Source organism: Pseudomonas sp. UFMG81 (genome assembly GCF_015354575.1).
In the GTDB taxonomy this organism is placed as follows: domain Bacteria; phylum Pseudomonadota; class Gammaproteobacteria; order Pseudomonadales; family Pseudomonadaceae; genus Aquipseudomonas.
Genome location: NZ_JACAFQ010000006.1, coordinates 48,436 through 70,989, shown reverse-complemented (window position 1 = coordinate 70,989; position 22,554 = coordinate 48,436). Strand labels below are relative to the sequence as shown.

Here is a 22,554-nt window from a genome sequence, read left to right as displayed (position 1 = left end):
ATTTCCCGGTCGGTGCGGGGCAAGGGCAGCCACCCCCACACTGTTCAATGGACTTTTTCGCTCGGGCACACACCAGATGATTCAAGCAACCGCGATGGACCAGCGCAGCTTCCGCAAACTGCTCGCCCGCAACATCGGCCTGCCCCTGGGCGTGGGGCTGCTTGGGGCCGTGGCGTTCGTCGCGGTGATCAACTACCTGCTCTCGGCCATGCAATGGGTCGAACACACCGACCTGGTGATCGGCAACGCCAACGAGGCGATCAAGCTGTCGATCGACATGGAAACCGGCATGCGCGGCTACCTGCTGGCCGGCGAGGAGCGTTTCCTCGACCCCTACGAAGTGGCCAAGCCGAAGATTTTCAGCGGCCTCGAAAGCCTGCGCTCGATGGTGGCGGACAACCCCCAGCAGGTCGACCGCATCGACCGTATCGCCGCGCTACAGCGCGAATGGAACACCTTCGGTGGCGAGATGATCGCCATGCGCCGTAGCCAGGGTGACTATCAAGGGTTGATCGGCCGCGGCCGCGGCAAGCGCCTGACCGACGAGATCCGCAAGGAGTTCGAGACCTTCATCAGCGCCGAGCAGCAACTGCGTACGGCGCGCAACGAGAAGGTCAGCAGCGTCACGATTACCGCCATCAGTGCCTTCGTCTTGTTCATCGTCGCGCTCAGCGGCTTGCTCGCCTACCTCGGGCGGCGTGACCTGTTGAACCTGTCCACCAGCTATGACGACAACCTGCGGGCGCAGAAGCTAGGCGCCGAACGGCTCGAGCACCAGAGCTGGTTGCGCACCGGGCAGACGCAATTGGCCGAGCAGGTGCTGGGCCAGCTCACCTTGCCGATGCTCGGCGACAATATCCTGCGCTTCTTTGCCAGCTACCTGGGCAGCGTGGTCGGCGCCCTGTACGTGCGCGACGAACATGGCAGCCTGGTGCGGGTGGCCAGCTATGGCCTGGATGCCGACCAGCAGGCCCGCGAGCTCGTGCTGGGCGAGCATGGCGGGCTGCTGACCCAAGCCTTGCGCCAGGGCCGCTTGCTGCGCCTGGACGACCTGCCCGAGGATTACTACCGGCTGAGTTCGGGCCTGGGCAGCGGGCTGCCGCGCAGCGGGATGCTGATGCCGGTCAGTGACGACGGGCAGATCAATGGCGTGCTCGAACTCGGCTTCCTGCGGCCACTGCAGGATCGTGACCCTGAGCTGCTGGAGCGGGTCGCCGGCAATGTCGGTATCTCCATCGAAAGCGCCCGCTATCGCCAACGCCTGCAAGAAGTGCTGGCCGAGACGCAGCAGCTCAATGAAGAACTGCAGGTACAGCAGGAAGAGCTCAAGACCGCCAACGAGGAGTTGGAGGAGCAGTCCCGCGTGCTCAAGGAGTCCCAGGCCCACCTGGAGACCCAGCAAGCGGAGCTGGAGCAGACCAACGAACAGCTGGCCGAGCGTACCGAGGCCCTTGACCGCAAGAACAGCGAGCTCAATGGCGCCCAGCAAGAGTTGCAGGCCCGCGCCGACGACCTGCAGCGCTCGAGCAAGTACAAGTCCGAGTTCCTCGCCAACATGTCCCACGAGCTGCGCACGCCGCTCAACAGTTCGCTGATCCTGGCCAAGCTGCTGGCCGAGAACGGCGAGGGCAACCTCAGCCAGGACCAGGTCAAGTTCGCCGAGTCGATCTATTCGGCCGGCAACGACCTGCTCAACCTGATCAACGACATCCTCGACATCGCCAAGGTCGAGGCCGGCAAGCTTGAGGTGCGCGCCGAGACCACGCCGGTGGAGCGCCTGGTCGAGGGCTTGCAGGGCATGTTCCGGCCGTTGGCCCAGGATAAGGGCCTGGCCTTCGAGGTACAGCTCGAACAGCCGTTGCCAGCGACCCTGTTCACCGACCGCCAGCGCCTGGAACAGATCCTCAAGAACCTGCTGTCCAACGCCATCAAGTTCACCGAGCGCGGCCAGGTCAGCCTGCGCATCAGCCACCAGCAGGGCCTGGGCATCGTGTTCGCCGTGCGTGACACCGGCATCGGCATTGCCGCCGACCAGCAGCAGGCGATCTTCGGCGCCTTCCACCAGGTCGATGGCACCAGCAACCGCCGCTATGGCGGCACGGGGTTGGGTTTGTCGATCTCGCGGGACCTGGCCCATCTGCTCGGCGGGCAGATCAGCGTCGACAGCAGCCCGGGGCAGGGCAGTGTGTTCAGCCTGATCCTGCCAGAGCACTTCGAGCCCTCGGCGCAGCAGCCCGAAGTCCACAGCCTGCGCCCGGCGGTCGACGAGTTGCCTCCAGCCCCCCAGGTTGCCGCACCGGCCAGGGTCGAGCGCCCGGCCCCGGCGTTCGCCGACGATCGCGAACGGGCGCCGTTCGGCAACCGTTGCATCCTGGTGATCGAGGACGAACCGAACTTCGCCCGCATCCTCTACGACCTGGCCCACGAACTGGGCTACAGCTGCCTGGTGGCCCACGCCGCCGACGAAGGCTTCGCCCTGGCCGCCCAGTACCTGCCCGACGCCATCCTGCTGGACATGCGCCTGCCCGACCACTCCGGGCTGACCGTGTTGCAGCGCCTCAAGGAGCAGGCCGGCACCCGGCATATCCCGGTGCACATCATCTCGGTGGAGGACCGTATCGAGGCGGCCATGCACATGGGCGCGGTCGGCTACGCGGTCAAGCCCACCAGCCGCGAGGAGCTCAAGGCGGTGTTCGCCCGCCTGGAAGACAAGCTCACGCAGAAGCTCAAGCACATCCTGCTGGTGGAAGACGACGACCTGCAGCGCGACAGCATCGCGCGCCTGATCGGCGACGACGACATCGAGATCACCGCCGTGGCCTTTGCCCAGGACGCCCTGGCGCTGCTGCGCGAGAACATCTACGACTGCATGATCATCGACCTCAAGCTGCCCGACATGCTCGGCAACGAGTTGCTCAAGCGCATGACCGCCGAGGATATCCGCAGCTTCCCGCCGGTGATCGTCTACACAGGGCGCAACCTGACCCGTGAAGAAGAGACCGATCTGCTCAAGTACTCGCGCTCGATCATCATCAAGGGCGCGCGCTCGCCCGAGCGCCTGCTCGATGAAGTGACGCTGTTCCTGCACAAGGTCGAGTCGCAGTTGTCCAACGAGCGCCAGCGCATGCTCAAGACCGCGCGCAGCCGCGACAAGGTGTTCGAGGGGCGCAAGGTGCTGCTGGTGGACGACGACGTGCGCAATATCTTCGCCCTCACCAGCGCCCTGGAGCACAAGGGTGCCATCGTCGAGATCGCCCGTAACGGGCGCGAGGCCATCGAGGCGCTCGAGGCCAACGACGACGTCGACCTGGTGCTGATGGACGTGATGATGCCGGAGATGGACGGCTATGAAGCCACCCGGCTGATCCGCCAGCAGCCGCGCTGGCGCAAGCTGCCGATCATCGCCGTGACCGCCAAGGCGATGAAGGACGACCAGCAGCGCTGCCTGCAGGCCGGCGCCAACGACTACCTGGCCAAACCGATCGACCTGGACCGCCTGTTCTCGTTGATCCGCGTGTGGCTGCCGCAACTGGAGCGAATTTGACATCTTGACCAGCGAACGCAATACCGACATCGAGATCCGGCTGCTGATCGAGGCGATCTACCTCAAGTACAGCTACGATTTTCGCGATTACTCCGGCGCTTCGATCAAGCGCCGGATCCTCCACGCCCTGCGCCAGTTCGACTGTCGCACGGTGACCGCATTGCAGGAGCGGGTGCTGCACGACCCGGGCATGTTCCTCGAACTGCTGCAGTACCTGACGATCCCGGTCAGCGAGATGTTCCGCGACCCCGGCCACTTCCTGGCGCTGCGCAACGAAGTGGTGCCGCTGCTGCGCACCTGGCCGTCGTTGAAGATCTGGATCGCCGGGTGCAGCACCGGTGAAGAGGTGTACTCCATGGCCATCCTGCTGCGCGAGGAGGGCTTGCTGGAGCGCACCATCCTGTACGCCACCGACATCAACCCGCATTCGCTGGAGCGCGCCAAGCAGGGCATCTACTCGATGCAGAGCATGCGCGAGTACGAGGAGAACTACCGCAAGGCCGGTGGTCGGCGCGATTTCACCGACTACTACACCGCCGCCTATGGCAACGCCATCATCGACAGCAGCCTGCGCGACAACGTGACCTTCGCCGACCACAGCCTGGCCACCGACAGTGTGTTTTCCGAAACGCAGCTGGTGTCGTGCCGCAATGTGCTGATCTATTTCAACAAGACCCTGCAGGACCGAGCCTTGGGGCTGTTCCACGAGTCGCTGTGCCACCGTGGTTTCCTGGTGCTGGGCAGCAAGGAGTCGGTGGACTTCTCGGCCTACGCCGACGGTTTCGAGCCGCTGGTGCGCCCCGAGCGGATCTACCGCAAGTCATGAACGGCGTGCGCGCGGTGGTGATCGGCGCCTCGGCGGGCGGTGTCATGGCACTGTTCAGCGTGCTTGGGGCACTGCCGAAGCATTTCAGCATACCGGTGCTGTGCGTGCTGCACCTGCCGGATGATCGCCACAGCCAGCTGGCCGAGGTGCTGCAGCGACGCTTGCAGCGCCCGGTGCGCGAAGCGGTGGACAAGGCGCGGATCGAGAGCGGGATGATCTATGTCGCCGGGCCTGGCTATCACCTGTCAGTGGAGCGCGACATGACGATGTCGTTGAGCCAGGAGGACCCGGTGCATTTCTCGCGGCCGGCCATCGATTACCTGTTCCAGTCGGCCGCCGACACCTATGGCGCCGGCCTGCTGGGCGTGCTGCTCACGGGGGCCAATGAAGACGGCGCCCAGGGGCTGTTGCAGATCAAACAATGCGCAGGCCGGACCGTGGTCCAGGACCCCCGCGATGCACAGGTCGCGTTGATGCCTGAGGCCGCCCTGGCCCTGCACCGCCCTGACCATATACTCCCCTTGAGCGAGATCGGACAGTTGCTCGCCACCCTGGAACCCAGCGAATGCTAAGCCATATCACCGCAAAACTGCTGATCGTCGACGATCTGCCGGAAAACCTGCTGGCATTGGACGCCCTGATAAAGGGCGATGACCGCGAGGTGCATCAGGCCCAGTCGGCCGAGCAGGCGCTGTCGTTGTTGCTCGAGCACGAGTTCGCCCTGGCCATTCTCGACGTGCAGATGCCGGGCATGAACGGCTTCGAACTGGCCGAGCTGATGCGCGGCACCGAGAAGACCCGCAGCATTCCGATCGTTTTCGTCAGCGCCGCCGGGCGCGAGATGAACTACGCCTTCAAAGGCTACGAAAGCGGCGCGGTGGACTTCTTGCACAAGCCGCTGGACACCCTGGCGGTGAAGAGCAAGGTGTCGGTGTTCGTCGACCTGTTCCGCCAGCGCAAGGCCCTGGATCGCCAGTTGCAGGCCCTGGAACAGAGCCGCACCGAGCAGGAGCAGCTGCTGGCGCAGTTGCAAGTGGCGCGTGGCGAACTGGAGCACGCGGTGCGCATGCGTGACGACTTCATGTCGATCGTCTCCCACGAAGTGCGCACGCCGCTCAATGGCCTGATCCTCGAAGCCCAACTGCGTCGTATGCACCTGTCCCGGGGCAATCTGGCAGCCTTCAGCGAGGACAAGCTCAAGGCCATGGTCGAGCGCGACGAGCGCCAGATCAACAGCCTGATCCGCCTGGTCGAGGACATGCTCGACGTGTCGCGCATCCGCACCGGCAAGCTGTCGATCCGGCCCAAGGCATTCGACCTCAGCCAGCTGGTACAGGGCCTGCTGGAAAACTTCGCCGCTCAAGCCGCTGCCCTGGGTACCCATATCGAACTGCAGTGCTGCGAGGCCCTGCAGGGGGAGTGGGATGAGTTTCGCATCGAGCAGGTGCTGGCCAACCTGCTGTCCAACGCCTTGCGCTACGGTGAGCGCAAACCGATACAGGTGCGGGTGTTCGAGGCAGGCGGCATGGCCTGCGTGCAGGTGCAGGACCACGGCATAGGCATCAGCGCGCAGCACCAGCGGCGGATCTTCCAGCAGTTCGAGCGTGTCGCCGCCCAGCAGGCCAGTGGCGGGCTGGGGTTGGGGCTGTATATTTCCGAGCAGATCGTGCTGGCCCATGGTGGGCGGATCCACGTGCAGAGCGAGGAGGGCCAAGGTGCCACCTTCAGCGTGCACTTGCCGCTACCTAAGGTTTCACAACAAAACGACCAGGCGCGGGCAACCTCTGCCTAGGGCTGGGGTCTGATGGCTATCCTGTTGAATTCGAAGGCGTTGTCATGAGCGAAGATGCACAAGATGTGGTGCTGGTGGTCGAGGACGAACCGGCGATCCGCATGATCTTGCGGGACTATCTGGCGGGCGAGGGCTACCACGTGCTGGTGGCCGAGGATGGCGAACAGGCGTTCGCCATCCTGGCCAGCAAGCCGCACCTGGACCTGATGGTCACCGACTTCCGCCTGCCGGGTGGGATCTCCGGGGTGGAGATCGCCGAGCCCGCGGTGAAACTGCGGCCGGACTTGAAGGTGATCTTCATCAGTGGCTACCCGGCCGAAATCCTCGAATCGGGCAGCCCGATCGCGCGCAAGGCGCCGATCCTGGCCAAGCCGTTCGACCTGGACACGCTGCACGAGCAGATCCAGGCCTTGTTACGCTGATTTCAGCTCAATTCGAGCCAGATCGGTGCGTGATCGGAAGGTTTTTCCATGCCGCGCAGGTCGTAGTCGACCCCGGCTGCCTTGATCCGTGGCAGTAGCCCCTGCGAGGCCATGATCAGGTCGATGCGCAGGCCGCGCTTGGGTTCGTCTTCGAAGCCACGGCTGCGGTAGTCGAACCAGCTGAAACGGTCGGCTACCTCCGGGTGCAAGTGGCGGAAGCTGTCGACCAGGCCCCAGCCCTTCAGGCGCTCCATCCATTCGCGCTCCTCGGGCAGGAAGCTGCACTTGCCGGTCTTCAGCCAGCGCTTGGCGTTGTCCGGGCCGATGCCGATGTCGCAGTCCTGGGGTGAGATGTTCATGTCGCCCATCACCAGCACCGGCTGGTGGTTCTGGAACTGGCTTTCCAGAAGTGCTTGCAGGTCGCTGTAGAAGCGTTGCTTGGCGGGGAACTTGGTGGGATGGTCGCGGCTTTCTCCCTGGGGGAAGTAGCCGTTCATCACGGTGATGGGCGTGCCATTGCGGTCGGCGAAGGTGCCCCAGATGAAGCGGCGCTGGGCGTCCTCCTCATCGCTGCTGAAACCCTTGAACAGCGACAGCGGCTTTTCCCGCGAAAGCAGGGCGACCCCGTAGTGACCCTTCTGGCCGTGGTAGTGCACGTGGTAGCCCAGCGCCTCGACGTCGGCCAGCGGGAACTGCTCGTCGCTGACTTTTGTTTCCTGCAGGCCGATCACGTCCGGCTGGTGCTTTTCGATCAGTGCCGCGAGCTGGTGCGGGCGGGCGCGCAGGCCATTGATGTTGAACGAGACGACTTTCATGGAAAGACAATCCTGGTAAAAGCTTCGGATGCTAGCTGACATCGTCCGCCACGGCCAGCGTGGCGGCCTTGGCGTGGCGCTGCTAGGGTGCTTGGGGGTGTGATTGTACGCCCATCAAGGAGGACTGCCCGCGATGCCCGACGCCACGACCACCCAGGCCCGCGTCTGCCTGCTCGACGAGGGCTATGCCCGTGAGGCGCGCTCGCTGCTGTACCACGCCTATCGCCATGAACCGACCTTCGCCTGGCTGTTCGAGGGGCAACGCCCGGGTTACGAGCAGCGCCTGCGGGTGCTGGTGCGCGAATGGTTGCGCCAGCACTTCTACCTGCAACTGCCCGCCATCGGCTTGCTGCTCGACGATCGCCTGGTGGGCCTGGCGCTGATCGTGCCGCCGCAGCGCCGCCTGGGGGTTGCCGACAGCTGGGCCTGGCGCCTGCGCATGATCCTCGGCACTGGCCTGCGCTGCACCCGACGCTACCTCGACTACCAGGCCGCGCTTGCCGGTTGCCTGCCAAGCGGGCAGGTGCATGTGCTGCCACTGCTCGGGGTGCACCCGCAGTTCCAGGGACGCCACTATGGCGAGCAGTTGTTGCAGGCCGTGCACGACTGGTGCGCGGAAGACCCAGGTACCGAGGGCGTGGTGCTGGACACGGGCAATGCTCACTACCTGGCGTTCTATGAGCGCCAGGGCTATCAGGAGATCGGTGAGGTGGCTGTAGGGCCAATCCGCGAAAGGGTGTTCTTTCATCCGAATCCTGTTTCATCCAGATCGGAAGTTATGTGACAGGCATTGACCAACGGCTCCGTTGACCGCCTGGCTCTGGTAGCATGCGCGCCATGACGTATTCAGGAAGATTCGGCTGGGGCCTGCTGTTGTTGGCCGCCAGCTCCATGGCATGGGCCCAGAGCGAATTGCTGGTCCGGGTGAAACCCGCCAACAAGGCGCTCAAGGCCAATATCGAAGGTTATATCGGCAGCCTCGGCGACCGCGATGAGGAAGCGCTGTTGCGCTTCAGTCGCGGCGCTGTGGAGCAGACGCGCAAGGCGGCCCAGGCGCTGGGCTACTATCAAGCGCGGATCGACAGCGACGTGCAGGCGTCAAGTGAAAAAGACAAGCACCCACAACTGATCATCCATGTCGAACCCGGTGAGCCGGTGCGCCTGCGCAACGTGACCGTGCGCATCGAGGGGCCGGCCAGCGAGCTCAAGGCGTTTCGCATCCCCGACAGCAAGGCGCTGCGCCCCGGCGAGCAGCTCAATCACGGGCACTATGAGGATGCCAAGCGGCTGATCCAGAACCAGGCGTCGCGCTACGGTTTCTTCAGTGGCCGCTTCGAGCGCCAGCGCCTGGCGGTCGACCCCCAGGCTGGGGTGGCCGACATCGAACTCATCTATCAAAGCGGCCCTCGCTATCACCTGGGCGCGGTGAGCTTCGGCGGCGATACGCCGCTGGACAACGACCTGCTGCAACGCATGGTGGGGTTCAAACCCGGCACCCCCTACGACTCCGAACTGATCGCCGAACTCAACAACGACCTGCAATCGAGCGGTTACTTCGAGGGTGTGCGGGTGGATGCGGCACCCACCGCCGCAGTGGGCCAGGAAATTCCGGTACAGGTCCAGCTCGATTCCCGCAAACCGCGCACCCTGGGCCTGGGCCTGGGCTTCTCGACCGACGTCGGCCCGCGCGCCAAGGCCAACTGGACCCGGCACTGGGTCAACCCCCAGGGTCACAGCTACGGCTGGGAAACCGAGCTGTCGGCGCCGCGGCAGAACGTCGGGCTGTGGTACGACATCCCCCTCGACCCGCCATTGACCGACAAGCTGCGTTTCGCCGGTGGCTACCAGAACGAAGAAATCGCTGGCACCGACACCCTGAGCAAGCTGCTCACCGTGGGCCCTGAGTGGCACAGCAAGCTGCCCAGCGGCTGGCAGCGGGTGATTTCGCTGAAGTACCAGCGCGAGGAATACCGCTTGGGCGACGATTCGGGGCTGAGCAACCTGCTGATGCCCGGCGTGAGCTTCAACTATTTGCGCAGCGACAACCGTATCGACCCGCACAATGGCTACCGCTTGCAGTTCGACTTCAAGGTGGCAAAGGAAGGATTGGGCTCGGACACTGACCTGTTGTACGGCAACGTGCTGCTCAAGGGCCTGACGACCCTGGGTCAAAACCACCGCCTGCTTGGCCGTGTGCAGTTCGGCGGCAGCGCCACCCACGGCTACCAGCAGAACATCCCGCCCTCGCTGCGCTTCTTCGCCGGTGGCGACCAGAGCGTGCGCGGCTACGACTACCAGTCATTGTCGCCCGAGAACAACAAGGGTGACCGCATCGGCGGCCGCTACCTGGTGGCCGGCAGTGCCGAGTACCAGTACTCGATCGCCGAAAAATGGCGGGTGGCTACCTTCGTCGACCAGGGCAACTCGTTCAATTCGCTGGAACTGCCCAGCCTCAAGACCGGCGTCGGTATCGGCGTGCGCTGGGTGTCACCGGTTGGGCCATTGCGCCTGGACCTGGCCCGGGCGCTGGATGACGACGGTGGTTATCGCTTGCACTTCTCCATGGGGCCCGAGCTGTGATGCGTGTGTTCAGATCCATCCTGCTGGCCGTTGCCGCCCTGTTGCTGCTGATCGCCCTGGCGTTGGCCCTGGTGCTGGGCACACAGGCCGGCAGCCGCTGGCTGCTGGGGATGGTGCCAGGGCTTGAAACCCGTGATTTCGAGGGGCGTCTGGGCAGTAGTTGGCAGGCCAGTCATCTGCGCTGGGCCGACGGTCAAAACCGGGTCGAGCTGCAAGCGCCGCGATTGGCCTGGTCGCCAGCCTGCCTGTTGCGCGGCACCTTGTGCATCGAGCGCCTGCAAGCCGAACGTATCGACATGGCCTTCGCCCCCAGCGCAAGCGAACCCGACAGCGGCCCGTTGCAACTGCCGGCGCTGAGCCTGCCATTGGCCATCGAACTGGGTGAAGTCAAAGTCGGCCAGGTGCGGCTCGATGGCGACGCGCTGCTGGGTAATTTGCAGCTGGCCGCGCACTGGACCGCTACCGGGCTGCGTGTCGACAGCCTGCAATTGCAACGCGATGACCTGCGCCTTGAGCTGCAGGGCGACTTGCAACCGCAAGGCGACTGGCCCGTGCAGCTGCAAGGCACTGTGCAATTGCCGGCCGTGGACGGTCAGCCCTGGCAACTGGCGTTGAACGCCAAGGGCGAATTGCAAAAGACCCTCACGCTGGAGGCCACCAGCAGTGGCTACCTCGATGCCCGACTCGATGGCGAGTTGCAGGCACTGGCCGAGCACTTGCCCGCCAAGCTGAGCCTGCGGTCCGAGGCGTTCAAGCCCGCAGGCGAGCTGCCGGACACCTTGCAGCTGAATCAGCTCAAGCTGGACGCCCAGGGCGACCTGCTCAAGGGTTACCAGTTGTCCGGCGTGGCCACGTTGCCGGCCGAACAGGGCCCGGTAGGCCTGGTGCTGGCCGGCAAGGTGGACGCCAAGGGTGCACGGCTCGACGCCCTAGACCTCACTGCCAGCGACACCCAGCGGGTCAAGTTGCAGGCCAGTGCCGACTGGCAGCAGGGTTTGAGCGCCGAGGCCAGCATCGACTGGCTCGACTTCCCCTGGCTGCGCCTGTATCCGCTCGAGCAACCACCACAGGTGACCCTCAAACGCTTCAACGCCCAGGTGCAATACCGCGATGGCAGCTACCAGGGGGCGTTTAACGGTGACCTGGATGGCCCGGCCGGCGCCTTCACGGTTGCCAGCCCGTTCGAGGGTGACCTTGGCCAGGTGCGCCTGGGGCAGTTGGCCCTGAGCGCGGGGCAGGGCAAGGCCACCGGCAGCGTCGCCCTGCGTTTCGCCGATACCCTGGCCTGGGACGTGGACCTGCAATTGGCGGCCCTCGACCCGGCCTACTGGCTGGCCGAACTGCCTGGCACCCTGGCCGGCCCGCTGCGCAGCCAAGGCGAGCTCAAGCACGAGCAGCTACAACTCAAGGCGCAGCTGGACCTCAAGGGGCGCCTGCGCGGCCAGCCGGCCGTGCTCAAGGTCGATGCCGACGGCAAGGGTGATAAATGGACCCTGGGCAGCCTCGCGGTGCAGCTAGGCGACAACCGCATCAACGGCAGTGGCAGCTTGCAGCAACGCCTGGCCGGGCGGGTCGACCTCGACCTGCCGCGGCTCGGCCAGCTGTGGCCGCAGTTGCAGGGCCAGGTCAAGGGGCGCCTGGACCTGGCCGGCACCCTGGCCGCCCCCCAGGGCAGCCTCACCCTGCAAGGGCAGCAGTTGGCCCAGGCGGACAACCGCGTGCAGCGCCTGGACCTCGAGGCGCGTCTGGACAGCGCCCAGCGCGGGCAGGTGGCCCTCAAGGCCGGCAACATCCGCCTGGGCGACACCGCCCTGGGCAACCTTGACGTGCAGGGCAAGGGCGACATTCGCCAGCAAGCGGCGACCCTGGCCCTCGCGGGCCCGCAACTCAAGCTCAATCTCGGCGTCGATGGCACCTTGAACAAGGGTGACTGGCGCGGCCGCCTGGCCAGCGGGCGGATCCAGGCCGGCGGCCAGGACTGGCAGTTGCAGGCTCCGGCACGCCTGCAACGCCTGGCCAGCGGCCAGCTGGACTTCGGCGCCCATTGCTGGCGCTCCGGTCAGGCCAGCCTGTGCGGTGAGGACCAGCGCCTGGCACCCGAGCCGCGCCTGCGCTACCACCTCAAGCAGTTCCCGCTGGACAGCCTGGCGCAGTGGCTGCCCAAGGATTTCGCCTGGCAGGGGCTGCTCAATGCCGACATCAACCTCGACATGCCCGCCAGCGGCCCGAAGGGCAGCATCCGCATCGACGCCAGCGGCGGCACCCTGCGGGTGCGTGACAAGGATCGCTGGGTCGATTTCCCCTATCAGGTGCTACGCCTGGACAGCACCTTGGCGCCGCGCCGGGTCGACACCCGCCTGGACTTCCAGGGTGAGCGCCTGGGCGCGCTGACCCTGAACACCCGCATCGATCCACTGGGGTGCGACAAGCCGTTGTCCGGTGATTTCCGCCTGGCTGGGCTGCAGCTGTCGGTGGCGCGGCCCTTCCTGCCCATGGTCGAACGCCTGGCCGGCCAGCTCGATGGCAGTGGGCGGCTGTCCGGCAGCCTGCTGGCCCCTCAGGTCGAAGGCAACCTGGCCCTCAGCGGTGGCGAGGTCGGAGGCGCCGAATTGCCGGTGAGTGTCGAGGGGTTGTCGCTGCAAGCGCTCATTGCTGGCGAGCAGGTACGGCTCAAGGGCGACTGGCGCAGTGGCAACGCTGGGCGCGGCACCCTTGAAGGGCAGATGACCTGGGGCCAGGCCCTGGCCATGGACCTGCAACTGAAGGGGCAGCAACTGCCGGTGACGGTCGAGCCTTACGCGGTACTGGAGGTGGCGCCGGACCTGACCCTTCGCCTGGCAGGCGACAAGCTGGCGGTCACCGGCAAGGTGCTGGTGCCCAAGGGCAAGATAACCGTGCGCGAGCTGCCGCCCTCGACTGTGCAGGTGTCGGACGACACGGTGATCGTCGGCCACCAGACCGAAGCGGGCAAGCCACCCATGGCGGTGGCGATGGACATCGATGTCGAGGTGGGGCGGGACAAGTTGTCGTTCAGTGGCTTTGGCCTGACGGCCAACTTGCTGGGGCACGTGCACATTGGCGACAACCTCGATACCCGGGGTGAACTGAGCCTGGCCGATGGCCGCTATCGGGCCTACGGCCAGAATCTGACCATTCGCCGCGCACGGTTGCTGTTTGCTGGCCCCATCGACCAGCCCTACCTGGACATCGAGGCCATCAGGCGCACCAACGACGTGGTGGCCGGTATCCGCCTCACTGGAAGTGCCGAGCAGCCGACCACCCAGGTGTTCGCCGAGCCGGCGATGAGCCAGGAACAGGCGTTGTCTTACCTGGTGCTGGGGCGTCCGTTGGGTGCTTCCGGCGAAGACAACAACATGCTTGCCGAGGCCGCGTTGGGGTTGGGGCTGGCCGGTAGCGCAGGGCTGACCGGTGGTCTGGCGGAGAACCTGGGGATCGACGATTTCCAGCTCGATACCGAAGGCTCCGGCAACAGCACCAGCGTGGTCGCCAGTGGCAACCTCACCGAGAAGCTCAGCTTGCGCTATGGCGTAGGGGTGTTCGAACCGGCCAACACCATTGCCTTGCGCTACAAGCTCAGCAAGAAAGTCTACCTGGAGGCCGCCAGCGGCCTGGCCAGTTCTCTGGATATTTTCTACAAGCGCGACTTCTGATCGCATCCCTTCGTCCGCACCGGCCGTCCGAGGCCGGTGGCGGATGTCTTGACCTTGCCCTCCCTGGCAAGTCCATCGGCAATTGTGCATACCGGTTCTACTCAGCGGACGGGACATTCCTGTCGACGAATGTTACCGATCTGTCGCAGGCTCAGGCCGTACTTGTCAGCCAACAGGCTCCGGGACAAGCCGTCGGCGCTTTCCTTCTGGATCTGTTGGTTGCGCAGCTGGCGCTGGAAGTGATCAGGCTTGGGGATCTCCAGGGCCATGCCGGCATAGCGCTTGATCAGGGCGTCGAGTGCTTCGGGTGGGAGCACGTCGGCCAGTTTGGTGCGCTCGCGATGCTTGGGGATGTATTTGGGGCGCCCGCCGAAGGCGCACGTGAGGTGGTAGGCGTTTTCCAGGCCGATGCATTCGATCAGGGCCTGCAGCGAGTGAGGCAGTTGGGATATTTCGATGTTGTTGAGGTCTGGCATTTCCACTGATTGGCTTCCTTGAGCTGGGTGGAATCGAAGGGGTGCCTGGCTGTTATGGACCTTGCACCGAAGCGCGCCACGGCGCTGTGAGGCGTCTGGCTTGGCTCGATTTTCAAACAGCAGCGGAAACGGTCGCTAGGCGCGAAGCGGACCGGCAGTTGTAGCCTCAGTGGCATGGTGATTGCGGGCAACCGATGCTTCTGGTGTAGGAAATTCCTTCACCCTTACGCTACAGGCCCCAAAACTCCGGGAGAATGTCTTCCATGATGGCGTAATGGGTGCACGCCACGAGGTAATCAAAAGGGGAAGCGTTGCCCGGGCAGGCGAGGGGCGCGCGTGGGGGCAGAGCGGTTGCGTTGGCCTGACGCCCTCTATGGAGCAGGTTCATGGGTTGCAAGGAAATCCTGCGTGGGGAAAAGCAGCGAGGTATCATGGCGCCGGCTCTGATGGAGCCTCATGTCCCCGATGTCGCAAGGAACCTCCGATGACACACGTGCAGCGCCTCAAATACTCGATCCTGATCATCCTGGTGGTCCTGGGGATCATGCTCGGCCTAAGCTACCTGCAAAAGCAAGGCACCATCAGCGAGCAGACCTTCCAGTACATCGCGATTGCCATTGCGGTGGTCGTGGTGGTGATCAACGGGATCCTGCGGCGCAAGGTCAAGCCTTGAGACTGCGGCCGGCCAGCGCTGGCCGGCCATGCTTCAACGCCCCACGGGCTGCTCCAGCACGGCCCGGGCCTCGGGTTCGAGGCTATAGCACTTGTCGTTGCCCAGGCTGATGACGCCCTCGGCGCACAGTCGTTTGAGCACCTCGCGCACGCTGAGGAACGACAGGGGAATGTCCAACTGCTCCAGTTGCGCGTGAACGCCGCGCACACCAATGCTGCGGCCATTGCGGTCGGCGGTGTGCAGCGCATCGATGACCTTCAGCCGGATCAGGCTGGTGCGCAGGCCGTACAGGCGCAGCAGCTCGCGGATCTGCTCGTTGCCGCTGCGCACGTCCTGTGCACAGGGCGTGCCGCCCGGGCTGCGCGCTGCCTGCAGCGAGGGTTGTGGGTTGTACATGCGAATGCTCCTTTTCGTCGATGGCAGCGAAATCATCGGTGCCTCACTACTTAAGACGAATGAGAACTGCAAAACTGCAGCCCTGCGGTAAAAAAATCTGACACACCCTGTTCAAGACGTTGCAACGTTGCTGGCGACGTAAAATTTTCATCCGGCCATTCGTCTGATCGGGATAACCCCCGATTGCACGAGGAGTGCCTGTGATCCCTCTTTCGCGTCCTGCCCTGCACCTGGGCCTCGCCGCCGCCCTGGTCGCCTCCAGCCTGGTGGCCCAGGCGCGCGAGGCTGTTGGCGAAGCCTCCGCGCAGATCCGTCGTACCAGCTTCGGCGTGCCGCATATCCTGGCCAAGGATGAACGTGGCCTGGGCTACGGCATCGGCTATGCCTATGCCCAGGACAACCTCTGCCTGTTGGCCGACGAGGTGCTGACCGTCAACGGTGAGCGTTCACGCCATTTCGGCGGCGAGGGCAAGACCGTCGACCAGCGCGACAACCTCGCCAGCGACCTGTTCTTCACCTGGCTCAACGGCCCGGTGGCAGTCAACGCCTTCCTTCAAGCGCAACCCACGGCGGTGCGCGACTTGCTGGAGGGCTATGCCAGTGGCTACAACCGTGCCCTCGGTGAGCGTCGGGCCCAGGGCTTGCCGGCCGAGTGCGGGCAGGGCGACTGGGTGCGACCGATCACCAGCCTGGACCTGGTCAAGCTGACCCGGCGCCTGCTGGCCGAAGGCGGCGTGGGGCAGTTTGCTGAAGCGGTGGTGGCCGCGACTCCGCCGAATCTGGCGGCGCAGTTGCCAAAGGTCGACTACAGCGTGGCCCTGGCCCGGCAGGAGCAATTCGCCATGAGCCGTGGCAGCAACGCGGTGGCAGTGGGGGCCCAGCGCTCGGCTAATGGCAAGGGCTTGCTGCTGGGCAACCCGCACTTCCCCTGGGTGGGCGGGATGCGCTTCTACCAGATGCAGTTGACCATCCCGGGGCAACTGGATGTGATGGGCGCGGCGCTGCCGGGCCTGCCGGTGGTCAATATCGGCTTCAACAAGCACCTGGCCTGGACCCATACGGTCGATACCGCCAAGCACTTCACGGTTTACCGCCTGCAACTCGACCCGAAGGACCCGACCCGTTACCTGCTCGACGGCCAGTCGCTGCCTTTGGAGCGGCAGTTGGTCAAGATCACGGTCAAAGGGGAGGGTGGCGCCTTGCAGCAGGTCGAGCGTCCGGTCTACCTGTCGAAGTTCGGCCCGGTGGTGCAATGGCCTGGCCGGCTGGACTGGGACAAGCAAGCGGCCTATGCCCTGCGCGATGCCAACCTCGACAATACCCGGGTCCTCCAGCAGTGGTACCGCATCAACCGCGCCGACAGCCTGGACGCGCTGAAAGCCTCGGTCGCGCAGGTGCAGGGCATCCCCTGGGTCAACACCCTGGCGGTGGATGCTTCCGGGCAGGCGCTGTACCTGAACCAGTCGGTGGTGCCCTACGTCGATGAGCAACTGCTGGCCCAGTGCGGCAACCCAGGCGTCACCGATCCCGTGGTGGTGCTGGATGGCTCGCGCAGCGCCTGCCAATGGAAGGTCGATGCCCAGGCGGCCCAGCCGGGCATCTTCCCGGCGCATCTGCAACCAAGCCTGGCGCGCCAGGACTTCGTGCAGCATGCCAACGACTCGGCCTGGCTGGCCAACCCGGCGCAGCCGTTGACCGGTTTCTCGCCTGTGCAAAGCCGCGCAGACCAGCCCTTGGGTATGCGCAGCCGCTTTGCCCTGCAGCGCTTGCAGGGCAACGCCAAGATCAGTGCCGATGACCTCGAGCGCATGGTGTTCGACGACGAGGTGTACCTGGCCAGCCTGCTGCTGCCCGACTTGTTACAGTGGTGCCAAGGCGCGCCGGCCGATGTCGAGGCCGTGTGTGCAAGCCTGAAAGCGTGGAACGGCAAGGCCGACCTGGATGCCGGTATCGGTCTGGTGCACTTCGAGAACATCGCCACGGCACTGGCCGAGCACCCTGAGAGCTGGCGCGTGGCGTTCGACCCGGCCGACCCGCAGCATACGCCGCGTGGCCTGGCGGTCGAGCAAGCGGCGGTGGGCAAGCTGGTACACCAGGCGGCCATCGCCTCGCTGGCTCAGGTGGGCGAGGCGGGGATTGCCGCCGGACAGCGTTGGGGGCAGATCCAGCAGGCCAGCGACGGCACGCCGGTGCCGGGTGGCCCACAGGAGCTGGGGGTGTACAACGCCATGGTCAGCGTGCCGGTGGCGCCGGGCAAGCGCCTGGTGGTCAGCGGATCAAGCTACTTGCAAGTGGTCAGCTTCACCGAGCAAGGGCCGCAGGCCCAGGGGTTGCTGGCGTTCTCGCTGTCCAGTGAAGCGGCCTCGGTGCATGCTGCGGACCAGACCCGCGCCTTCGCGGCCAAGCAGCTGTCGCCGATCCCGTTCACCGAAGCGCAGATCGAGGCGGATCCGCAGTATCGGCAGTATGTGATCAGTGAGCGTGACAAGGCGCCGGTGGCCAGCACCAGGTAGTGTGGGGTTCATCCCCGGCAAGCCGGCTTGTGTAGGAGCGGCCTTGTGCCGCGAAAGGGCTGCAGCGCAGCCCCGACGATCTTGAGGTGTAATCGAGATCCTGGGGGCGCTGCGCACCCCATTCCGGCCGGTCCGGCGCCCCGGCAAGGCCGCTCCTACAGGGGCGATGAGGGCGCTGCGTACCTTCAGGCAAACTCGAACGGGGCCAGCTGGAAGCCCTGTTCATCCACCTGCAAGGTCCAGCCACGCCGATCCCAATCCCCCAGCACGATCCGCCGCGCCGGCTGCCCCTCGACCACCAGTTTGTGGATCGCCGGGCGATGGGTATGGCCATGCACCAGGGTGCGTACCCCATGGCTGGCCATCACCCGTGGCACTTCCTCGGGGGTGACATCGACGATCTCGGTGGATTTCATGCGGGTCTGCGAGCGGCTTTCACTGCGTAGCTTGCGCGCAAGCTTTTGCCGGGTGGACAGCGGCAGGTGCCGCAGGATCCACAGCGTCAGCGGGTTACGCAGGTAGCGGCGCAGCTTCATGTAGGCCACGTCGCGGGTGCATAGCGTGTCGCCATGCATCAACAGCACCTGTTCGCCACCCAGCTCGACCACACTGGGATCGGCCAGCAGGGTGCAGCCGGCTGCCTCGCAAAACCCTTGGCCAATGAGAAAGTCGCGGTTGCCGTGCATCAGGTACACCGCCGTGCCGCTATCGCTCAGTTGGCGCAGGGCCTGGCAGATCGACTGCTGGAAGGGGGTCATGGCATCGTCGCCGATCCACGCCTCGAAGAAGTCGCCAAGGATGTACAGCGCCTTGGCGTGACGGGCGCGGCCGTCGAGCAGATCAAGAAACGCCCGGGTAATGTCCGGGCGTTCTTCTTGCAGGTGCAGATCGGAGATCAGCAGGATCACTCAATGATCTCGGCTTTCTCGATGATCACGTCTTCTTTCGGTACGTCCTGGTGGCCAGCCTTGGAACCGGTGGCGACTTTTTCGATGGCGTCGACAACCTCGGTACCTTCGGTCACTTTACCGAACACCGCGTAGCCCCAACCCTGGACATTTTTTCCGCTGTGGTTGAGGAAATCGTTGTTGGAAGCATTGATGAAGAACTGCGCGGAGGCCGAGTGCGGCTCCATGGTGCGGGCCATGGCGATGGTGTACTTGTCGTTCTTCAGGCCGTTGTCGGCTTCGTTCTGGATGCTGGCACGCTTGTCTTTCTTTTCTGCCATGCCTGGCTCGAAACCGCCGCCCTGGATCATGAAACCCTTGATCACACGGTGGAATACGGTGTTGCTGTAGTGGCCGGCGTTAACGTATTCGATGAAGTTGGCCACGGTGATCGGGGCTTTTTCGGCGTTCAGCTCGATGACGATGTCGCCGTGGTTGGTGCTCAGTTTGACTTTGGACATGCTTAAGTTCGCTCTCAAGGCATCGGGAAAGGGGGGGCGCCGGGCGCTCGGGTTAGCTGACGCAGGATCAGCGTGCCACGGCACATGCCACAGGGCGCGCGGTGGGCATTCTGCCGGTTTCGACCGGCGGCTGCGACAAATAGCTGCGACAAAACGCGTCAGTTTGTCCGCGTCCGGCTGTCAGCAGCTTGACTGCTTCGGCTATGATAGGCCCTTTGTTTCAATCGGCCTACCCAGGCCGGCTACCTGCATTCAAGGACATTATGAGCAAGCCCACTGCCGACAACGCGCCCAACGCCGCTGCCAAAGGCGCCCCCGCCGTCCCTGTGAACTTCCTGCGGCCGATCGTCCAGGCCGATCTGGACGCGGGCAAGCACCAGAGTATCGTCACCCGCTTCCCGCCGGAGCCCAACGGTTACCTGCACATCGGCCATGCCAAGTCGATCTGCGTCAACTTCGGTTTGGCCCAGGAATTCGGCGGTGCCTGCCACCTGCGTTTCGACGACACCAACCCGGCCAAGGAAGACCAGGAATACATCGACTCCATCCAGCGCGATGTCAAGTGGCTGGGCTTCGAGTGGGCGGGCCCGGTGCGCTACGCCTCGGACTACTTCGGCCAACTGCACGACTGGGCCGTCGAGCTGATCAAGTCGGGCAACGCCTATGTGTGCGACCTGACCCCCGAGCAGGCCAAGGAATACCGTGGCAGCCTGACTGAACCGGGCAAGAACAGCCCGTTCCGCGAGCGCAGCGTCGAGGAAAACCTCGACCTGTTCGCGCGCATGAAGGCCGGCGAGTTCAAGGATGGCGAGCGTGTGCTGCGGGCCAAGATCGACATGGCTTCGCCGAACATGAACCTGCGCGACCCGATCATGTACCGCATCCGCCATGCCCACCACCACCAGACCGGTGACGCGTGGTGCATCTACCCCAACTACGACTTCACCCACGGTCAGTCGGACGCCATCGAAGGCATCACCCACTCCATCTGCACCCTGGAGTTCGAAAGCCACCGTCCGCTGTACGACTGGTTCCTCGACAAGCTGCCGGTACCCGCGCACCCGCGCCAGTACGAGTTCAGCCGCCTGAACCTGAACTACACCATCACCTCCAAGCGCAAGCTCAAGCAGCTGGTGGACGAAAAGCACGTCGAGGCCTGGGACGACCCGCGCATGTCGACGCTGTCGGGCTACCGTCGCCGTGGCTACACCCCGGCCTCGATCCGCAACTTCTGCGAAATGATCGGCACCAACCGTTCCGACGGCGTAGTCGACATGTCGATGCTCGAGTTCAGCATCCGTGACGACCTGGACCGTACCGCGCCACGCGCCATGTGCGTGCTGCGCCCATTGAAGGTGGTGATCACCAACTACCCCGAAGGCCAGGTCGAGCAGCTCGAACTGCCGCGCCACCCCAAAGAAGACATGGGCGTGCGCGTGCTGCCGTTCGCCCGCGAGCTGTACATCGACCGCGACGACTTCATGGAAGAACCGCCCAAGGGCTACAAGCGCCTGGAGCCGGCCGGTGAAGTGCGCCTGCGCGGCAGCTACGTGATCCGCGCCGACGAGGCGATCAAGGACGCCGACGGCAACATCGTCGAGCTGCGCTGCTCGTACGACCCGGACACCCTGGGCAAGAACCCCGAAGGCCGCAAGGTCAAGGGCGTGATCCACTGGGTGCCGGCCGAAGGCAGCGTCGAGTGCGAAGTGCGCCTGTACGACCGCCTGTTCCGCTCCGCCAACCCGGAGAAGACCGAAGATGGCGGCAGCTTCCTCGACAACATCAACCCCGACTCGCTGCAAGTGCTGAGCGGCTGCCGCGCCGAGCCTTCGCTGGGTCAGGCCCAGCCCGAAGACCGCTTCCAGTTCGAGCGCGAGGGTTACTTCTGCGCCGACCTGAAGGACAGCCAGCCGGGCCGCCCGGTGTTCAACCGCACCGTCACCCTGCGTGACTCCTGGGGCAGCTGAGGAACCGCCGTGCTCAACATCTACAACACGCTGACCAAGACCAAGGAAGCCTTCAAGCCGCTCGACGGCAACAAGGTGCGCATGTACGTGTGCGGCATGACCGTGTACGACTACTGCCACCTGGGGCATGGCCGCAGCATGGTGGCCTTCGACCTGGTCACCCGCTGGCTGCGCAAGAGCGGTTATGAGCTCACGTATGTGCGCAACATCACCGACATCGACGACAAGATCATCAACCGCGCCAACGAGAACGGTGAGTCGTTCGACGCCCTGACCGCGCGCATGATCGACGCGATGCACGAGGACGAGCGCCGCCTGAGCATCCTCAAGCCCGACCTGGAACCGCGTGCCACCGACCATATCCCCGGCATGCACGCGATGATCCAGACCCTCATCGACAAGGGTTACGCCTACGCCCCGGGCAATGGCGACGTGTACTACCGCGTCGGCAAGTTCGTCGGCTACGGCAAGCTGTCGCGCAAGAAGATCGAAGACTTGCGCATCGGTGCACGTATCGAGGTCGACGAGGCCAAGCAGGACCCGCTGGACTTCGTGCTGTGGAAGGGCGTCAAGCCGGGCGAGCCTTACTGGGATTCGCCCTGGGGGCCGGGCCGCCCTGGCTGGCACATCGAGTGCTCGGTGATGTCCACCTGCTGCCTGGGTGAGAGCTTCGACATCCATGGTGGCGGCAGCGACCTGGAGTTCCCGCACCACGAGAACGAGATCGCCCAGAGCGAGGCGGCCACCGGCAAGCAGTACGCCAACGCCTGGATGCACTGCGGCATGATCCGCATCAATGGCGAGAAGATGTCCAAGTCGTTGAACAACTTCTTCACCATCCGTGACGTACTCGACAAGTACCACCCGGAGGTGGTGCGCTACCTGCTGGTGGCCAGCCACTACCGCAGCGCGATCAACTACTCCGAAGACAGCCTGCGTGATTCGAAGGGTGCGCTGGAGCGCTTCTACCACGCTCTGCGCGGCTTGCCGCGCGTGGCGGCCAAAGGCGGTGAGGAATTCGTCGAGCGCTTCAGCGCGGCGATGAACGACGACTTCGGCACCCCTGAAGCCTGTGCCGTGCTGTTCGACCTGGTGCGCGAGATCAACCGCCTGCGTGACAGCGATCCTGAGGCTGCCGCTGGCCTGGCGGGTCGTCTGCGTGAGCTGGGCGATGTGCTGGGCGTGTTGCAGCTCGAGGCCGACGACTTCCTGCGTGCAGGGGCCGAAGGCAAGGTCGATGCCGCCGAAGTGGAAGCGCTGATCCAGGCGCGGCTGCAAGCGCGGGCCGACAAGAACTGGGCCGAGTCCGATCGGATTCGTGACCAGATCACCGCCATGGGTGTGGTGCTGGAAGACAGCAAGGGTGCGACCACTTGGCGTTTGGCTGACTGATCGACGCAAAATCCTGGGGCTGCTTCGCAGCCCTATCGCGACACAAGGCCGCTCCTACAGATGACCGCAATCTCCTGTA

General features: G+C 64.7%; 17 protein-coding genes. 12 read left to right on the top strand and 5 right to left on the bottom strand.

Features of this window, described 5'->3' with window-relative positions; translation table 11 throughout:
• Nucleotides 1-76: 76 nt before the first annotated feature.
• The 5 genes from IX761_RS06640 to IX761_RS06620 are packed head-to-tail and all read left to right on the top strand — an operon-like array spanning nucleotide 77 to nucleotide 6,584.
• Complete coding sequence (locus IX761_RS06640; RefSeq protein ID WP_194788813.1) at nucleotides 77-3,544, top strand: response regulator; 3,468 nt, start codon at nucleotides 77-79, stop codon at nucleotides 3,542-3,544.
• Nucleotides 3,545-3,548: 4 nt separating this feature from the next.
• Nucleotides 3,549-4,370, top strand: a complete 822-nt coding sequence (locus tag IX761_RS06635) for a CheR family methyltransferase (protein ID WP_194788812.1) — start codon at nucleotides 3,549-3,551, stop codon at nucleotides 4,368-4,370.
• Nucleotides 4,367-4,942, top strand: a complete 576-nt coding sequence (locus IX761_RS06630) for a chemotaxis protein CheB (protein ID WP_194788811.1) — start codon at nucleotides 4,367-4,369, stop codon at nucleotides 4,940-4,942. Before IX761_RS06635 ends, IX761_RS06630 begins: the two co-directional genes overlap by 4 nt.
• Nucleotides 4,936-6,162: a hybrid sensor histidine kinase/response regulator gene (locus IX761_RS06625; protein WP_194788810.1), complete on the top strand. Its 1,227-nt coding sequence runs from the start codon at nucleotides 4,936-4,938 to the stop codon at nucleotides 6,160-6,162. The genes IX761_RS06630 and IX761_RS06625 overlap by 7 nt, the downstream gene beginning before the upstream one ends.
• A 44-nt stretch (nucleotides 6,163-6,206) precedes the next feature.
• Nucleotides 6,207-6,584: a response regulator gene (locus IX761_RS06620; protein ID WP_023629509.1), complete on the top strand. Its 378-nt coding sequence runs from the start codon at nucleotides 6,207-6,209 to the stop codon at nucleotides 6,582-6,584.
• 2 nt (nucleotides 6,585-6,586) lie between these two features.
• On the opposite strand, the gene xthA is transcribed toward IX761_RS06620, so the two are convergent.
• Nucleotides 6,587-7,399: an exodeoxyribonuclease III gene (gene xthA, locus IX761_RS06615; protein ID WP_194788809.1), complete on the bottom strand. Its 813-nt coding sequence runs from the start codon at nucleotides 7,397-7,399 to the stop codon at nucleotides 6,587-6,589.
• Between the two features lie 133 nt (nucleotides 7,400-7,532).
• On the opposite strand from xthA, the gene IX761_RS06610 reads away from it, so the two are divergent.
• From IX761_RS06610 to IX761_RS06600, 3 genes are read left to right on the top strand one after another with little or no spacing between them, the layout of a single operon-like run.
• A complete protein-coding gene (locus tag IX761_RS06610) occupies nucleotides 7,533-8,183 on the top strand; it encodes a GNAT family N-acetyltransferase (RefSeq protein WP_194788808.1) in 651 nt (216 codons plus the stop codon).
• A gap of 53 nt (nucleotides 8,184-8,236) precedes the next feature.
• On the top strand, nucleotides 8,237-9,979 hold the full coding sequence (locus IX761_RS06605; protein ID WP_194788908.1) for an autotransporter assembly complex protein TamA: 1,743 nt from the start codon (nucleotides 8,237-8,239) through the stop codon (nucleotides 9,977-9,979).
• Nucleotides 9,979-13,650: a translocation/assembly module TamB domain-containing protein gene (locus tag IX761_RS06600; protein ID WP_194788807.1), complete on the top strand. Its 3,672-nt coding sequence runs from the start codon at nucleotides 9,979-9,981 to the stop codon at nucleotides 13,648-13,650. Before IX761_RS06605 ends, IX761_RS06600 begins: the two co-directional genes overlap by 1 nt.
• A gap of 101 nt (nucleotides 13,651-13,751) precedes the next feature.
• Here the strand turns inward: IX761_RS06600 and IX761_RS06595 are convergent, their stop codons facing one another.
• Nucleotides 13,752-14,132 carry a Mor transcription activator family protein gene (locus tag IX761_RS06595; RefSeq protein ID WP_194788806.1) on the bottom strand — a complete coding sequence of 127 codons (381 nt, stop codon included), beginning with the start codon at nucleotides 14,130-14,132 and terminating at the stop codon, nucleotides 13,752-13,754.
• Between the two features lie 478 nt (nucleotides 14,133-14,610).
• On the opposite strand from IX761_RS06595, the gene IX761_RS06590 reads away from it, so the two are divergent.
• On the top strand, nucleotides 14,611-14,799 hold the full coding sequence (locus tag IX761_RS06590; RefSeq protein WP_011533313.1) for a hypothetical protein: 189 nt from the start codon (nucleotides 14,611-14,613) through the stop codon (nucleotides 14,797-14,799).
• Nucleotides 14,800-14,832: 33 nt separating this feature from the next.
• On the opposite strand, the gene IX761_RS06585 is transcribed toward IX761_RS06590, so the two are convergent.
• Nucleotides 14,833-15,195 carry a fe2+ zn2+ uptake regulation protein gene (locus tag IX761_RS06585; RefSeq protein ID WP_194788805.1) on the bottom strand — a complete coding sequence of 121 codons (363 nt, stop codon included), beginning with the start codon at nucleotides 15,193-15,195 and terminating at the stop codon, nucleotides 14,833-14,835.
• A gap of 200 nt (nucleotides 15,196-15,395) precedes the next feature.
• Here IX761_RS06585 and IX761_RS06580 point away from each other — a divergent pair, with 200 nt between their 5' ends.
• The gene (locus tag IX761_RS06580) at nucleotides 15,396-17,708 is read left to right on the top strand and encodes an acylase (RefSeq protein WP_194788804.1); all 2,313 of its coding nucleotides are present in this window, start codon (nucleotides 15,396-15,398) and stop codon (nucleotides 17,706-17,708) included.
• 185 nt (nucleotides 17,709-17,893) lie between these two features.
• Here the strand turns inward: IX761_RS06580 and IX761_RS06575 are convergent, their stop codons facing one another.
• Complete coding sequence (locus IX761_RS06575; RefSeq protein ID WP_194788803.1) at nucleotides 17,894-18,616, bottom strand: UDP-2,3-diacylglucosamine diphosphatase; 723 nt, start codon at nucleotides 18,614-18,616, stop codon at nucleotides 17,894-17,896.
• On the bottom strand, nucleotides 18,613-19,116 hold the full coding sequence (locus tag IX761_RS06570; protein WP_194788802.1) for a peptidylprolyl isomerase: 504 nt from the start codon (nucleotides 19,114-19,116) through the stop codon (nucleotides 18,613-18,615). Before IX761_RS06570 ends, IX761_RS06575 begins: the two co-directional genes overlap by 4 nt.
• 263 nt (nucleotides 19,117-19,379) lie before the next feature.
• On the opposite strand from IX761_RS06570, the gene IX761_RS06565 reads away from it, so the two are divergent.
• On the top strand, nucleotides 19,380-21,083 hold the full coding sequence (locus IX761_RS06565) for a glutamine--tRNA ligase/YqeY domain fusion protein (protein ID WP_194788801.1): 1,704 nt from the start codon (nucleotides 19,380-19,382) through the stop codon (nucleotides 21,081-21,083).
• A gap of 9 nt (nucleotides 21,084-21,092) precedes the next feature.
• The gene (cysS, locus tag IX761_RS06560) at nucleotides 21,093-22,475 is read left to right on the top strand and encodes a cysteine--tRNA ligase (RefSeq protein WP_194788800.1); all 1,383 of its coding nucleotides are present in this window, start codon (nucleotides 21,093-21,095) and stop codon (nucleotides 22,473-22,475) included.
• The last annotated feature ends 79 nt before the right edge of the window (nucleotides 22,476-22,554 follow it).